The sequence below is a fragment of the Rhodococcus sp. SJ-2 genome, assembly GCF_053750035.1.
In genome coordinates this window covers 3767888-3783846 of sequence record NZ_CM132340.1, presented here as the reverse complement: position 1 = coordinate 3783846, position 15959 = coordinate 3767888, and the positions used below count along the sequence as shown (strand labels likewise).

Genomic DNA, 15959 nt, shown 5'->3' with positions numbered 1-15959 from the left:
CTGTGATCGTCAGTCGCCGAATCCGTGCCCCGCATAGGTACCGATGCTCCAGTTCACGCCCTGCGGGTCGCGGCACGAGAAACCGTGCGAACCGTAGTCCTCGTCGCGCAACTCCACGGTGATGGTCGCGGCCGAGGTGCGGACCTTGTCGTAGAGAGCATCGGCGACGGCGTGGTCGGGCACGACGAGATACACCGATCCCGCGTCGGCGTGTTGGTCGAGGGGAGTGTCGCGGCCGGCGGAGCCGAGCATGATTCCGCCGCCGTACGGCCACGTCAACTCTGCGTGGTCCACGGTGCTGCCTTCCCCGTAGCATGCGGATTCGGTGAAGCCGAGGATGTCGACGAGGAAGCCGATCGCGGCCCTCGCGTCGGTGTACGCCAGACACGGCCATACGTTCGGGGCGTGGGTGCCGGTATCGGTGCGATGCGGGTCTGCTGCTGTATTGGTCATGGGACAGAGTCTTCTTCGGGAGGGGCGTCGGAGTCTTGGACGAATGGGAACACCTCGTCCTGTCTCCAGCGCGACGGCGGAACACCCGCGAACTCACGCCATTCGCGGGCGAGATGGGCCTGATCGTAGAACCCGCAGCGAACTGCTACATCCGGCAGACGTACTTCGGGCCTGCGCAACATCGCCTTCGATCGGTCGAATCTGGCGATACGCGCGGATTCTTTCGGCGTGACACCCAATTCCGCGGTGAAGCGCGCAGTGAGATAGCGGCGGCTCCATCCGACTTCGTCGGCCACCTCTCGTACCGCGGCGCCGGGGTGGGTCACGAGTTGCTCCCAGGCGTGCGCCACACGCGCATCCATCTTCGCGGCATCGTAGGCACCTGCCAGTCGTCGGGTGAGAATGCGGTCGAGGATCGCGAAGCGTTCCGGCCACCGGGGTGTCGCTGCGATCCGCTCGTGCAGTTCCCGCGCGTCGGGACCCAACAGATCCTCGAGGTCGACCACCCACGCACCGAGTGCGGATGTCGGAACGCCGAGCAGGGCGCGGGCTCCTGCGGGCGTCAGCGCGAGCTGGATTCCGTGCTGATTGCCGTCATGCGCGATCGTCACCGCCGAGGTGGCCAGACCGCTCGCCAATGCGGTGAACCGGCCCGGTGGCTGGCCCGGCGCGGCTGCCCTGGTGATGTCGACGGGACGGTCGAGGCTGAGGACGACGGTGAGATCCGGCGACGACAAGCCCAGATGATGCGCAGGCGGAAATCCCGTCAGCCGATATCCTTCGTACCAACGCACGTAGGGTTGCAGCAACGGAGCAGGCCGCCGCCTGGCGCCCTCGGAAATGCCGACAACAGTTGACGACCGGGCCACGATCTCCAGAGTAGCCACCGACGGACACACGACAAGGATCGAAATGAGTGGAAAGCGCGGCGCCGTCGACAAGAACGGTGAGCCCCTGGAGGGGGGCACGATCGAACGTGCACTCATCACACTGCTCGACAACGGCAGCCGGCTGCAAGGCCCCGCAGTGGCGAAGTACGTCGGGTTGCTGCGTCGCGCGCATCCCGACGAGTCGCCCGCGCAGATCATTGCGCGGCTCGAAAAGCAGTTCCTCACCACCATCACCGGGAGTGGTGCCGCAGCGGGCGCAACCGCCGCTTTCCCCGGTATCGGCACCATCGCCGCCATCGGCGCGATCGGCGCGGAGTCGGTGTTCTTCCTCGAAGCCTCAGCGCTGCTCACCCTTGCTGTCGCGGCGGTGCACGGAATCGAACCCCATGACCACAACCAGCGCCGCGCGCTGGTGCTCGCGGTCGCCCTCGGTGATTCCGGCAAGGAGATCGTCGCGGCGGCCACCGGAACGTCGCTGAAGAACTGGCCGAAGGCGCTGACAGGCCAGGTCGGCAGCAAACAACTCAAGCTGATGAACAACACTCTCGTGAAGAAATTCGTCCGGAAGTACGCGGCCAAGCGGGGAGCGCTTCTCCTCGGCAAGCTCGTGCCCGCCGGTATCGGGGCTGCAATCGGTGGTGCAGGCAACCGGACGATCGGCAAGCGCACGATCATCAACGCCCGTGAGGCCTTCGGAGCACCTCCCGCGACGTGGCCTGCCGAGCAGAGCGTGCTACCGCCTCACCCGGCACCGCAGTTGGAAACCTGAGGTACTCGCGACGAAACTCCCTGCACGTATGCTCGCGACGACACAACCGCGAGAGGTAACCGGGGGAACATTTCTGTGACAGCATCGTCGGCGAACACGCCGCACCGGCAGCCTCATTTCACGGCACAGGCAAGCGGGCCCCCTCCCGGGATCGTGGTGGACGGCCTGACCAAGACCTTCCGCAATGTCACTGCCGTGTCGAACCTGAGCTTCACTGTCCCCCGAGGGTCCATCACCGGATTTCTCGGCCCGAACGGCTCGGGCAAGACAACGACCCTCAGCATGCTGACGGGGCTGGTGAAGCCCACCGCCGGCGCAGCATACATCGACGGTGTGCCGTTCGACCGGCTCGAACAGCCCGCTCAGATCGTAGGTGCGGTGCTCGATGCGCGCAGTGCGCATCCGAAGCACACCGCAATGACACATCTGAAGGCATACTGCGCGGCAATGGGTGTCCCCGACGAACGGGCAGCCCGGATGCTCGACCTCGTCGGGTTGACCTCCGCAGCGCGACAGCGGGTCGGTGAGTTCTCGCTCGGGATGCGCCAGAGGCTCGCATTGGCGACCGCGCTCCTCGGCCAGCCGCGCTACCTGGTTCTCGACGAACCTGCCAACGGTCTCGACCCCGAAGGAATGGCGTGGCTTCGCGATTTTCTCGTGACGTTCGCGAGGAAGGGCGGCACCGTCCTGATCTCGAGCCACATTCTGCGGGAGGTCGAGCAGATGGCCGACCACCTCGTGATCATCAGCCGCGGGTCACTCGTGATGCAGAGCAGTATGGCGGAGCTTCGCAACGCCTACCGGTCGCGCGTGCTCGTCGCGGTCTCCGATCCCGTGAAGCTGGCGACGGCACTCGCGGCGGCCGGTTTCACCGATGCGCAGATCCAGCCCGACGGCCGGCTGGCCGTCGTGGGGGTCGAACCCGAACGCATCGCCGCTCTGGCGAGTGGACACGGCGTCACGCTGTTCGGCACGAGCGTCGAGCATGTCGACCTCGAACAGGTCTTCCTCGCCATGACGTCCGGTCAGTACATGGCCGCGCCACCCGACGGCCAGAACTTCCAAGGCCGACCGCACGTACAGCATCCACCGACCGGACCCGGAGGGCACTCGTGACCGCATTGTTGACAGCCGAGTTCCGCAAGGTGCTCGGCCTGCGGTACTGGTGGATTCTGGGTATCGCACCGCTGGTGGTGGGAGTGTTCTGCGGTGCACTCACGCTCCCGGTGATGCGTCAGGTCGAGGACATCCTCGGGCCCGGGTTCGCCGAGGCCGCCGCAGCGGCGGTGGGGATCTCGTTCGCCCTCGCCCTGGTGTTCCTGTTCGCCGCGCTGTTCGGGGTCGTCAACTCCGGTGGTGAATACCAGCACCGCACCGTGATCACCACCTTCCTCACCACCCGCGGGCGCGACCTGGTGATCGCCTCGAAGTACACGACCGCAGCATTGTTCGGTCTCCTGTACTGCGTGATCGCCGAGGTCGTGTCGGCCCTGACAATCCTCATGTTCGGCGGCGGCTTCTCGGGCACCGACCTGGGCAGCATCGCGAGTGTCCTCGGCTCCGGGTTGCTCTGCGCGGTGTTGTGGGCGCTCATCGGTTCAGGTCTGGGATTGCTCACCGGCTCGATGGTGGGCAGTGTCCTCGCGGTCTGTGCGTGGGTCCCGTTCGGTGAGCTGACCGTCTCCCTCGTGCTCCACGGCATGGGTCTCGGCGGCGTCGCGCAATTCCTTCCGGCCCAGATCACCTGGTACACCCTCTTCGGTGTCGTGGACCTGTCCGGCGAAACCGAGATGCCGGTGGCGTGGCCGCTGGCCCCGCTCGTTCTGATCTTCTGGTCCGCGTTGATCTGCGGGCTCGGCTGGTGGCGCACCCGTAGTCGCGATCTCACCTGAGCGTCGCTGTCGTACGCCGGCGCTAGTGTCGGGAGAAATGCCACACGACACACACGATCAGGGTTGGGTCCGTCGCCTCGGCGCAGAGTGCATGCGCCACCGGCGAACGGCGATCGGAGCACTCGCGCTCACGGCGATCGCCGCCCTGATCGATATCGCCTTTCCATTGCTCACCAAGCTCGCACTCGACAGTGCCACCGGTGAGGCCACCGAATTCACGTCGGTCCCGAACCTGATCGGGCTCGCGGCCGCCGCAATCGCGCTTGGTGCGGCAGTCCGATTCGGATGCCAGTACGGGCGGCGGATGCTGGCGGGCAGGCTCTCCCTGGACGTCCAACACGACCTGCGGCTACGCCTGCTCGGATCACTGCAACGGCTCGACGGCCACGGCCAGGACCGAATCCGCACCGGGCAGGTGGTGTCGCGCTCGATCACCGACCTTCAGCTCATTCAAGGTCTGCTTGCCATGGTCCCGATGTCGGCGGGTGCATTGCTGCAGCTCGTGCTGGCCCTGGTGATCATGACGTCACTCTCGCCGCTGCTCACACTGATCGCCGTCGCCACCGTGCCCGTCATCGTGACCATCGTGCGCGTGGTCCGCCCGAAGGTGTTCGCCGCGACATGGTCAGCGCAGCAACGTGCCGCCGACCTCGCGCAGCACGTCGAGGAAACCGTCACCGGCGTCCGGGTGGTCAAGGGCTTCGGCCAGGAGGACCGCGCCGTCGACCAGCTCGAGGACCACGGCCGGATCCTGTACTCCGAGCGTATGCGGGCGGCACGGATCAACGCGCGGTTCGCCGCGCCGATGGGAGCGATCCCGCAACTCGGTCTGGTCGCGACGATCGCGCTCGGCGGCTGGCTCACGTTGCAGGGCACGATCACCGTCGGCACTTTCGTCGCGTTCACCGCGTATGTCGCCACGATGAGCGCAACGACCCGTACTTTGGCTCAGGTCGTGATCATGGCGCAGCTCTCGCGTGCCGCGGTCGAGAGGGTGTACGAGGTGATCGACACCGAGCCCGGTGTGGCTGATCCCCCGCATCCCGTACCGCTGCCCGACGGACCTCTCGGACTCGCGTTCCGCGGCGTCACCTTCGGTTTCGGCGAGGGTCGAGATGTTCTGGGTGGGATGGACCTCGAGGTGCTACCCGGCGAGACCGTCGCGATCGTCGGTCCCGCCGGGTCGGGCAAGACCGCGCTGTCGCTGCTCGCACCGCGCTTCTATGCGCCTTCGGCAGGCACGGTATGCCTGACGTCGGACGGCAGCGACATCGATGTGGCCGCCCTACGCGCCGACCGGCTACGTGAAGCGGTGAGCCTCGTGTTCGACGAGCCGTTCCTGTTCTCGGACACCATCGCGACGAATATCGCGCTGGGCAGGCCCGATGCCACCGACGAGGAGATCCGCGCTGCGGCGGTCGCGGCACGCGCCGACGAGTTCATCGACTCCCTGCCGGACGGGTACGACACCGTGGTCGGCGAACGCGGTCTCACGCTCTCGGGTGGGCAACGGCAGCGTGTCGCGCTGGCCAGGGCGCTGCTGCTGGCTCCCCGGGTGCTGATCCTCGACGATGCGACATCCGCGGTGGATGCCGAGACCGAGGCCGCAATCTACGCCGCGCTCCGCGAGCAACCCGACCGCACCACCCTGGTGCTCGCGCACCGCCGCTCGACACTGACGCTCGCCGACCGTGTCGCGGTGCTCGACGGCGGCAGGATCGTCGATATCGGGACCGTCGACGAACTCGATCGGCGCAGCCCGGTGTTCCGCCGCTTGCTGACGGGTGCGGCACCGGATGTCGACCCCGAACGAGCCCCGTCGCCCGAGCAGAGGGTTTCCCCATGCGTGCGCGCACTGTGGCCCGAGACACAGACCTCGTCCGACGACGATTCGCCGAGCAGGCAGGCTGCGGTCACCCCGGCAAGCCGCGGCCCCGGTGGTGGCCGCGGCGGGGGCGGCCCCATGAGCGGCGCGCTCGGCGCGGTCGCGCCCACCCCCGAACTCCGCGCAGCTGTGGCGGCATTGCCACCGGCCACCGAGCAACCCGGCGCAGACCCCGACCTGCAGTCACGTGCGTTGCGCAGACCCGACCCGCAGTTCCGGCTGCTACGGACGCTGCGCCCCGTACGCTGGCTGCTCGCGGCGGTGATCGTGTGCCTTGCCGTGGAGTCCGCGATCAACATCGCGTTTCCGTCGATCGTGCGGTTCGCCGTCGACCGCGGCGTCACGCCGGGCGATCCCGGCATGCTGTGGTTCGCGGCAGCGGTGGGTGTGGGACTCGCACTGCTCGGATGGGCCACGGTTGCCGTTCTGACGGTGCTCACCGCCCGCGCCGGGGAACGCGTGCTGTTCGGGTTGCGGGTACGCAGCTACGCACACCTGCAGCGACTGGGCCTCGACTACTACGAGCGCGAACTGTCGGGCCGGATCATGACCCGGATGACGACCGACGTCGACGCGCTGTCGCAGTTCATCCAGACCGGTCTCTCGACCGCGGTGGTGAGCATGCTGACACTGCTGGGCATCTCGGTGGCCTTGCTGATCACCGACGTCACGCTCGCGCTGGTGGTGCTCGGCGTCATCCCGGTGCTGGTGGCGGCCACACTGTGGTTCCGAAAGATCTCGGGCGCGGCCTACGCGATATCGCGGGAACGAATATCCCTGGTCAACGCGGATTTCCAGGAGAACATCACGGGCCTCCGTGCAGCGCAGGCGTACCGTCGCGAGGAGACCTCCGCACGCCGGTTCGCTCAGCGCGCCGACGCGTACCGCCGCAGCCGCATGCGTTCGCAGCGAGCGATCTCCCTGTTCTTCCCGTTCATCACGTTCCTGTCGGATCTGGCGTTGGCTGCCGTCGTGTTCGTGGGTGCCCGCGAGGTCTCGTCCGGCGCCACGACCGCGGGCGTCCTGATCGCGTTCGTCCTGTACCTCAACCTGCTGTTCGGACCCATCCAGCAGTTGTCGCAGGTGTTCGACGGTTACCAGCAGGCACGCGTCGGGTTGCGACGGATCGGCGATCTGCTGGCCACCGAGAGCTCCCTCGAGTCCGGCCCGGCGGGCACCGTCGAGGTATCCGGGCATCTGCGCGGCGACGTTCGTCTCGACGGTGTGGGGTTCCGTTACAGCGGTGCCGACACCGACGCGCTCGCCGACGTCGACCTGAGATTCCCACCGGGATCGACGGTCGCCTTGGTCGGACGCACCGGCGCCGGGAAGTCGACGATCGTCAAACTGCTCGCCCGCTTCTACGACCCCACGACCGGCACGGTGCGGGTCGACGGGACGGATCTGCGCGAATACCGGCTACCCGAGTATCGGGGCCGGCTCGGCGTCGTGCCGCAGGAGGCACATCTGTTCACCGGGACGGTGGCGAGCAACATCGCGTACGGCCGACCCGACGCCGACCGCTCCGCCATCGAATCCGCAGCACGCGCGGTGGGCGCCCTCGACATGATCGCCGGTCTCGACCAAGGGATGCTGCACCCCGTCGGTGAGCGTGGGCAGGGCCTGTCGGCCGGTCAGCGTCAATTGATCGCGTTGGCCCGGGCCGAACTCGTCGACCCCGATCTGCTGTTGCTCGACGAAGCGACCGCCACGTTGGATCCGGCTACCGAGCAGGCCGTGCTCGACGCCGGTGCTTCGCTTGCCCGGTCGCGGACGGCGGTGATCGTCGCGCACCGACTGGCGACCGCGGCTCGCGCCGATCTGGTGGTGGTGATCGACGGTGGCGCAGTGGTCGAGAGCGGCCCGCACGAGACGCTGCATCGCGCGGGTGGTCTGTACACCACATTGTGGCGGCTCGCGACAGGAGCGCTCGTCCCCGATGTCCCTGACGCTGCAACCGACACGCCCGAGCAGAAGGTCGAACCGGTTGCGAGCCCTCACAGCTCGCATTTGTAACGGGGTCAGTGCTGCGGCGATGCACGTAACAGGGAATAATCGGCGGGCGAGAACCGTCATCGATGGAGACCCCGTCGACTCGAGATTGTGAGGTGGCTCTCGCGCATGAACGATCGGTTCGAATCGTCACATGCCAAGCGCTAGCCTCATAACCACAGGCGCTCCGATCGGGTACCGAAGAAAGAAACGAGGCGAACAACTGCCGTGAGCAGCAGCTCTACATCACAGTTCGGACAGAACCAGTGGTTGGTTGACGAGATGTACCAGCGTTTCCAGGACGATCCGTCGTCCGTGGATGCGAGCTGGCACGAGTTCCTGACCGATTACTCGCCGGAGGCAGCGGTTGCAGGAGGTGTTAACGGATCCGACACCACGGCACCCGAGAAGCCCGCTCCGGTGAAGTCCGCACCCGCCACGACTGCTTCGGCCGGCTCCGCTCCCAAGACCGCAGCGCCCAAGGCCGCACCGGCCAAGGCTGCGCCTGCAGCCCCGGCTGCCAAGCCTGCCGCAGCAAAGCCGGCACCCAAGGCTGCTGCCGCACCTTCCACTGCTCCCGCGACCGAGGAGAAGAAGGTTCTCCGCGGTGCTGCCGGTGCGGTCGCGAAGAACATGAACGCCTCGCTGTCGATCCCCACCGCCACCAGCGTCCGCGCCGTCCCGGCGAAGCTGATGTTCGACAACCGGATCGTCATCAACAACCACCTCGCGCGTACGCGCGGCGGCAAGGTGTCGTTCACCCATCTGCTCGGCTACGCCATCGTCCAGGCGATCCAGGCGTACCCGAACATGAACAACCACTACGCCGAGATCGACGGCAAACCGAACCTCGTCACGCCTGCGCACACAAACCTCGGCCTCGCCATCGACCTGCCCGGCAAGAACGGGCAGCGTTCACTCGTCGTCGCTGCTATCCGCAACTGCGAGACGATGAACTTCGCGCAGTTCTACTCGGCATACGAGGACATCGTCCGGCGTGCCCGCGACGGCAAGCTCACCGGTGAGGACTTCTCCGGTGTCACTATCTCGCTGACCAACCCGGGCGGCATCGGTACCGTGCACTCGGTTCCGCGCCTGATGAACGGCCAGGGCGCGATCATCGGTGCCGGTGCGATGGAGTACCCCGCCGAGTTCCAGGGCGCGTCCGATGAGCGCATCGCAGAAATGGGCATCGGCAAGCTGCTGACCCTGACCTCGACGTACGACCACCGCGTCATCCAGGGCGCCGAGTCGGGCGAATTCCTCCGCCAGATCCATCAGCTGCTGATCTCCGACGAGTTCTACGACGAGATCTTCCACACGCTGCACATTCCTTACGAGCCGGTTCGCTGGCGCAAGGACGTGCCGGAAGGTCTCGTCGACAAGCACACCCGCGTGCTCGAGCTGATCGCGGCGTACCGCAACCGCGGTCACCTGATGGCCGACACCGATCCACTGCAGTTCGTCCGCGACAAGTTCCGTTCGCACCCCGACCTCGACGTCACCACTCACGACCTGACCCTGTGGGATCTCGACCGTGAGTTCAACGTCGGCGGTTTCCACGGCCAGCAGCGGATGAAGCTGCGCGACGTGCTGTCGGTGCTGCGCGACGCGTACTGCCGCCACATCGGCATCGAGTACACGCACATCCTCGAGCCCGAACAGCAGCAGTGGCTGCAAGAGCGGGTGGAGGCGCACCACGTCAAGCCGACGGTCGCGCAGCAGAAGTACATCCTGAGTCGTCTCAACGCCGCCGAGGCGTTCGAGACGTTCCTTCAGACCAAATACGTCGGTCAGAAGCGGTTCTCGCTCGAGGGCGCCGAGTCGGTCATCCCGATGATGGATAGCATCATCGATCAGGCCGCCGAGCACCAGCTCGACGAGGTCGCCATCGCGATGCCGCACCGTGGTCGCCTGAATGTGCTCGCCAACATCGTCGGTAAGCCCTACTCGAAGATCTTCACGGAGTTCGAGGGCAACCTGAACCCGTCGGCCGCCCACGGCTCCGGCGACGTCAAGTACCACCTCGGCGCCGAAGGCACCTACATCCAGATGTTCGGCGAGAACGACATCAAGGTCTCGCTCACCGCCAACCCGTCGCACCTCGAAGCGGTCAACCCGGTTCTCGAGGGACTCGTCCGCGCGAAGCAGGACATCCTCGACAAGGGTGAGAGCGGCTTCACGGTCCTGCCTCTGCTGCTGCACGGCGACGCCGCGTTCGCAGGCCAGGGCGTGGTCGCCGAGACGCTGAACCTCGCGCTGCTGCGCGGGTACCGCACCGGCGGCACCGTGCACATCGTGGTCAACAACCAGGTCGGCTTCACCACCGCGCCGGAGCACTCGCGTTCGTCCGAGTACTGCACCGACGTCGCCAAGATGATCGGCGCACCGATCTTCCACGTCAACGGTGACGATCCCGAGGCCTGCGTGTGGGTTGCGCAGCTCGCCGTGGACTTCCGCGAGACGTTCCACAAGGACGTCGTGATCGACATGATCTGCTACCGCCGTCGCGGCCACAACGAGGGCGACGACCCGTCGATGACTCAGCCGGCCATGTACGACGTGATCGATACCAAGCGCAGCGTCCGTAAGAGCTACACCGAGGCCCTCATCGGCCGCGGCGACATCTCGCTCAAGGAAGCCGAAGACGCACTGCGCGACTACCAGGGTCAGTTGGAGCGGGTGTTCAACGAAGTCCGCGAACTCGAGAAGTTCCAGCCGGAACCGTCCGAGTCCGTCGAGCTCGACCAGACGCCCGCACCGCGTCTGACTACGGCCGTCGACCAGGGGGTCCTCGACCGCATCGGCGATGCGTTCGTCAATGTTCCCGAGGGCTTCAGCGTGCACCCGCGTGTCAAGCCGGTGATCGAGAAGCGTCGCGAGATGTCCCGCGAGGGCCACATCGACTGGGCATACGCCGAGCTCCTCGCATTCGGGTCGCTCGCCGAGCAGGGTGCACTCGTGCGCCTGGCCGGACAGGACTCACGGCGCGGCACGTTCACGCAGCGCCACTCGGTGCTCATCGACCGCAAGACCGGCGAGGAGTACAACCCGCTCGCGGAGCTCGCTGCGAATTCCGGTAACGGTGGCCGCTTCATGGTGTACGACTCGGCGCTGACCGAGTTCGCGGGCGTGGGCTTCGAGTACGGCTACTCGGTGGGCAACCCCGAGGCTCTGGTGCTGTGGGAGGCGCAGTTCGGCGACTTCGTCAACGGCGCACAGTCGATCATCGACGAGTTCATCTCGTCCGGTGAGGCCAAGTGGGGTCAGCTCTCCGACGTCGTCATGCTCCTGCCGCACGGCCATGAGGGTCAGGGCCCCGACCACACCTCCGGTCGTATCGAGCGCTGGCTGCAGCTGTGCGCCGAGGGCTCGATGACGGTGGCAGTCCCGTCCACCCCGGCGAGCTACTTCCACCTGCTGCGTCGCCATCACCTCGACGGCATCCGCCGCCCGCTGGTGGTCTTCACACCGAAGTCGATGCTGCGCAACAAAGCTGCGGTCAGCAACGTCGAGGACTTCACGCAGGGCAAGTTCCGCTCGATCCTCGAAGAGATCCCCTACGAGAACGAGACGGCGGATCGGTCCACGGTCACACGCGTGCTGCTGACCTCGGGCAAGATCTACTGGGAACTGCTCGCGAAGAAGCAGAAGGAAGGCCGCGACGACATCGCGATCGTCCGCGTCGAGCAGCTGTACCCGGTGCCGCGTCGCCGGATCGCCGAAACTCTCGACAAGTACCCGAATGCGTCCGAGTTCTTCTGGGTCCAGGAGGAGCCGGCCAACCAGGGTGCATGGCCGTTCCTGGGTCTCGCTCTGCCCGAGCTTCTTCCCGATCATCTTTCCGGTGTGAAGCGGGTGTCGCGTCGCGCGATGTCGGCGCCGTCGTCGGGTTCGAGCAAGGTGCACGCGGTCGAGCAGCAGGAAATCCTCGACAAGGCTTTCGAGCGCTGACAGGGGCGCGCGAAGCGACGGGAAGGTAGCCGTTCGAACTGTGATCAAGCCCCGTTCGTGCTCGATCAGGGCATGACGGTTCTCATGCGAGCCGGGTCGGTTCGTCCTTCGGGACGAGCGACCCGGCTCGCGCCGTTCCACCGAGCGTGACCGCCGCGTAGGTGACGGCGGGAAGTGCGCCGACCGCAAGTTCGATGAACTGGTCGCGGTCGATGGCGGGCTCCCGGAGCCACGCGATGGTGATGTCTTCGACGAAGGCGACCCAGCCGCGTACGGCGAGGCGGACCGCGGGACCGGCCTCGATCCCGATGGCCGGCAGATATCGAAGTGTTCGCTCGACCATGGCGGTGCGCGTCTGTTCGAAGACCTCGCGCATGTCCGGGTCTCCGCTCGCGGTTCCGCGCAGCATCGACACGTAGGTGTCGCGCCGCTCGGTCACGTAGTCGGCGTAGGCGACGATGGTGCCGCGCAGCATGTCGAAGGGCTCGAGGGTCTCGTCGGGCGCAGTGCATTCGAGCATGTCGCGGCTGATGTGTCGGACGAGTTCGACGTGGAACTCGTGCTTGGACGAAAAGTAGTGGAAGAGCAGCCCGCGCGACACTCCTGCTTCGTCGGCGATGTCCTCGACGGAGATCTGGTCGAGCGGACGCTGCGCAAGCATCCGCATCCCGAGGTCGATCAGCTGGGCGCGGCGTTCTGCCGGTCCGAGCCTTCTTCGTTTGGTGTCGGTGCCTTTCACGGCTTCCATGCAATCAGTTCTACTGAATTAGAGTCAACAAGACTATTGACCCGCGCTCAACAAGTGCCTACGCTGAGTTACATGAGTCTTCCGGTTACAGACAATACCGCCGCCGACCCGAACCCTCGCCTGGTCGACACACTGATCATCGGCAGCGGATTCGCCGGACTCGGCGCCGCCATCAAGCTGACCCGCGCCGACAAGGATTTCCTCGTCCTCGAACGCGGAAACGAGGTGGGCGGCACCTGGCGCGACAACACCTACCCCGGCGCCGCATGCGACGTGCCCTCGAACCTGTACTCGTACTCCTTCGCCCTCAATCCCGGCTGGACCCGCTCGTTCTCCCCCCAGCCCGAGATCCAGGCGTACATCGCCTCCGTCGCCGACAAATACGACGTGCGCCGCCGCACGGTCTTCGGCTGCGACGTGCAGTCCGCCACCTGGAACACCACGACCTTTCGGTGGGATGTCGAGACCACCAAGGGCGCATTCAGCGCGAAGATCCTCGTTTCTGCGGTCGGCGCGCTGTGCGAGCCGTCACTGCCCGACATCAAAGGCATCGACAGCTTCGAGGGAGAGATCTTCCACTCGGCGCGCTGGAACCACGACGCCGACCTCGCGGGCAAGCGAGTGGCCGTGATCGGTACCGGAGCATCCGCCATCCAGATCATTCCCGCGATAGCCGGGAAGGTCTCGCATCTCGACGTCTACCAGCGCACCGCACCGTGGATCCTCCCCCGCGCCGATCGCGAATACACCAAGGCCGAGCGATTCGCATTCCGCTACGTGCCGGGCTTCCAGCGCCTCTCCCGCGCCGTCCAATACCTGACGCGCGAGACACAGGTCGTCGGTCTCGCCAAGGCGCCGATGTTCATGAAACCCCTCGAAGTCGCGGCACGCGCCCAGATCCGCCGGCAGATCTCGGACCCGGTGCTGCGCCGCAAGGTCACCCCGACCTTCAAGATCGGCTGCAAGCGCATGCTCATCTCCAACGCCTATTACCCGGCGCTCGCTCGGCCGAACGTCGACCTTGTCACCGCTGGAATCAGCGAGGTGACGGCAGACGGCGTCGTCACCGACGACGGCACCACCCGCAAGGTGGATGCGATTGTCGTCGCGACCGGTTTCCACGTCACCGATTCCCCCACGTTCGCCGGTATCCACGGCAAGGACGGCCGTTCGCTCGCCGAGGTGTTCGACGACAGCGGCATGCAGGGATACAAGGGCACGACCGTCGCCGGATTCCCCAACATGTTCTTCCTCGTCGGTCCCAATACCGGCCTCGGTCACACTTCGATGGTGTACATGATCGAATCGCAGCTCAACTACCTCGTCGACGCCATCCGCACCATCGACCAGCACCGTATCGGCACCGTCGAGGTGCGCGACGACGCGCAGGCCGACTACAACCGCACCCTCCAGCACGCTCTCGCATCGAGCGTGTGGAACACCGGCGGCTGCGCGAGCTGGTATCTCGACAAGCACGGCAACAACACCACGGTATGGCCGGGATTCACCTTCGAATTCCGCAGCATGACGAAGAAATTCGATCTCGAGGCGTACCGCAGCGTCGCCACTGCCGATCTCCCGGCACTCACCCCCGCACAGACCGCAGAAGCCGACACCACCCGAGAGGTCGCAGCAAAATGAGTGAATTCACCGGCAGGGTCGTCGTCATCACCGGCGCCGGCTCCGGAATCGGACGTGCCCTCGCGCTGAATCTCGCGGCGAAGGGCGCCCGGCTGGCCGTGTCCGATGTCGACACCGTAGGGCTGGAAGAAACTGCGCGTCGCGCGCGCGATCTCGGGGCCGAGGTCCTTGCGGATCACCTGGACGTCACGCAGCGCGAAAAGGTAATGGACTACGCAGACAAGGTCGTCGAACGCTTCGGTGTGGTCAATCAGGTCTACAACAACGCCGGTGTCGCATACCACGGCGAGTTCGAGCGCACGGAGTTCAAGGACTTCGAGCGCGTCGTGGACGTCGACTTCTGGGGAGTCGTCAACGGTACCAAGGCATTTCTTCCGCACCTGATCGCATCGGGTGACGGGCACCTGATCAATGTGTCGTCCTTGTTCGGGCTGCTGTCCATTCCGGGCCAGAGCGCTTACAACGCGGCTAAATTCGCGGTGCGCGGGTTCACCGAGTCGCTGCGGCAGGAGATGCTCATCGCGAAGCATCCTGTGCGGGTGACGTGTGTGCACCCCGGCGGGATCAAGACGGCGATCGCGCGCAACGCGGCCGTACCCGACGGCGACGATCAGGTGAGTTTCGCTCAGTTCTTCGACAGTAAACTGGCCCGCACCACCCCCGAGGATGCGGCCGCGACCATCGTGCGCGGCGTCCGGAAGAACAAGGGCCGCGTGCTGATCGGCGCCGATGCAAAACTGCTCGACGGTTGGGTGCGTCTCGTCGGTCCGTCGTACCAGCGTGTCGTCGCTTTCGTGACGGCGCGCGTCCTGCCGAAGGGTTAGCGTTCGTCATGCCCCACCTGCCGCTGCCACTCGTCCGCGCCGCACTCCGGCCCCTGTACGCGCTCACGCTCAACGCGCGACTCCCCTATCCCGTGCAACGACGCCTGCTCGAGGCCGCCGCGCCGATCCAAACGTTGCCATCGGGCACAGTGGTCCGGCCGACGACGTTGGCGGGCAGGCCGGCAGAACGGGTGACGGTGGGCGCCACCGAACGTCCCACCGCGGTGCTGTATCTGCACGGCGGCGCCTACACCTGCGCGTCGCCTGCCACACACCGATCCCTGGTCGCACATCTGGCAGCGGCCAGCGGTGCGGTGGTCTATGCGCTGGACTATCGTCTCGCGCCGGAGCATCCGTACCCTGCCGCACTGGACGACGCCGTCCAGGCCTACCTCCAGCTTCTCACCGAGCCGGGGATGCTCCCGGAAACCGTGTCGATTGCCGGGGATTCGGCCGGCGGCGGTCTCACGGTCGCCACCACGAACAGGCTCCGCACCGACCACGGCGTCACCCCAGCCGCCATCGGCCTGTTCTCGCCCTGGGTGGATCCGGGGTCTCGCTCGGCACCGTTCGATCGCGATGTCGTCGTCAACACGCGATGGGTGTACTCCTCGGCGAAGGCTTACCTCGGCGACGGAGACCCCACCGACCTGGGTTACGCACCGATGCACGCGGATCCGACCGGCCTGCCGCCAACGCTGATCCAGGTCGGCACCACAGAAGTGCTCTACCCGCAGATCGTCGAGTTCGCGGGCAGACTGCGCGCCGCGGGGGTGGATCTGACGCTGGTCGAGCAGCCTGAACTGTGGCACGTAGCGGGACTACAGGCCTCGCTCGTGAAAGAGGCCGCGGATGCGGTGGCAGATTTCGGCGAGTTCTTGCGCTCCCACATGAAGCAGACCGGGTGAACC

11 protein-coding genes are annotated in these 15959 nt (G+C 66.2%); 8 read left to right on the top strand and 3 right to left on the bottom strand.

The genetic code is table 11. The features are described from left to right. Positions 1-9: 9 nt before the first annotated feature. Together ACSYG9_RS17845 and ACSYG9_RS17840 are read right to left on the bottom strand one after the other, a co-directional pair. Positions 10-453 (bottom strand): VOC family protein, encoded by a 444-nt coding sequence (locus tag ACSYG9_RS17845; protein WP_454839360.1) that lies wholly within the window; start codon positions 451-453, stop codon positions 10-12. Further along, positions 450-1322, bottom strand: coding sequence for a helix-turn-helix domain-containing protein (locus tag ACSYG9_RS17840; RefSeq protein ID WP_440123792.1), 873 nt, complete (start codon positions 1320-1322; stop codon positions 450-452). Before ACSYG9_RS17840 ends, ACSYG9_RS17845 begins: the two co-directional genes overlap by 4 nt. A 43-nt stretch (positions 1323-1365) precedes the next feature. Here ACSYG9_RS17840 and ACSYG9_RS17835 point away from each other — a divergent pair, with 43 nt between their 5' ends. The 5 genes from ACSYG9_RS17835 to ACSYG9_RS17815 all read left to right on the top strand — a co-directional run bounded on the left by ACSYG9_RS17835 (position 1366) and on the right by ACSYG9_RS17815 (position 11835). Further along, entirely contained in the window at positions 1366-2112 is a 747-nt protein-coding gene (locus ACSYG9_RS17835; protein ID WP_440123791.1) for a hypothetical protein, read from the top strand. 156 nt (positions 2113-2268) lie between these two features. After that, positions 2269-3228 (top strand): ATP-binding cassette domain-containing protein, encoded by a 960-nt coding sequence (locus tag ACSYG9_RS17830; RefSeq protein WP_440127700.1) that lies wholly within the window; start codon positions 2269-2271, stop codon positions 3226-3228. Beyond that, complete coding sequence (locus ACSYG9_RS17825) at positions 3225-4004, top strand: ABC transporter permease (protein WP_440123790.1); 780 nt, start codon at positions 3225-3227, stop codon at positions 4002-4004. The genes ACSYG9_RS17830 and ACSYG9_RS17825 overlap by 4 nt, the downstream gene beginning before the upstream one ends. A gap of 37 nt (positions 4005-4041) precedes the next feature. After that, positions 4042-7905 carry an ABC transporter transmembrane domain-containing protein gene (locus ACSYG9_RS17820; protein ID WP_440123789.1) on the top strand — a complete coding sequence of 1288 codons (3864 nt, stop codon included), beginning with the start codon at positions 4042-4044 and terminating at the stop codon, positions 7903-7905. 204 nt (positions 7906-8109) lie between these two features. After that, the gene (locus tag ACSYG9_RS17815; RefSeq protein WP_440123788.1) at positions 8110-11835 is read left to right on the top strand and encodes a multifunctional oxoglutarate decarboxylase/oxoglutarate dehydrogenase thiamine pyrophosphate-binding subunit/dihydrolipoyllysine-residue succinyltransferase subunit; all 3726 of its coding nucleotides are present in this window, start codon (positions 8110-8112) and stop codon (positions 11833-11835) included. An 82-nt stretch (positions 11836-11917) separates the two neighbouring features. Here the strand turns inward: ACSYG9_RS17815 and ACSYG9_RS17810 are convergent, their stop codons facing one another. Then, positions 11918-12583: a TetR family transcriptional regulator gene (locus ACSYG9_RS17810; RefSeq protein WP_440123787.1), complete on the bottom strand. Its 666-nt coding sequence runs from the start codon at positions 12581-12583 to the stop codon at positions 11918-11920. Between the two features lie 72 nt (positions 12584-12655). Between ACSYG9_RS17810 and ACSYG9_RS17805 the strand changes: the two genes are divergently transcribed. Genes ACSYG9_RS17805 through ACSYG9_RS17795 form a run of 3 tightly spaced genes read left to right on the top strand, consistent with a single transcriptional unit; the run spans position 12656 to position 15956 of the window. Further along, complete coding sequence (locus tag ACSYG9_RS17805; protein ID WP_454839359.1) at positions 12656-14224, top strand: flavin-containing monooxygenase; 1569 nt, start codon at positions 12656-12658, stop codon at positions 14222-14224. Further along, positions 14221-15048 carry an SDR family NAD(P)-dependent oxidoreductase gene (locus tag ACSYG9_RS17800; protein ID WP_440123785.1) on the top strand — a complete coding sequence of 276 codons (828 nt, stop codon included), beginning with the start codon at positions 14221-14223 and terminating at the stop codon, positions 15046-15048. Before ACSYG9_RS17805 ends, ACSYG9_RS17800 begins: the two co-directional genes overlap by 4 nt. 8 nt (positions 15049-15056) lie before the next feature. Continuing rightward, the gene (locus ACSYG9_RS17795) at positions 15057-15956 is read left to right on the top strand and encodes an alpha/beta hydrolase fold domain-containing protein (protein WP_440123784.1); all 900 of its coding nucleotides are present in this window, start codon (positions 15057-15059) and stop codon (positions 15954-15956) included. Positions 15957-15959 lie beyond the last annotated feature (3 nt).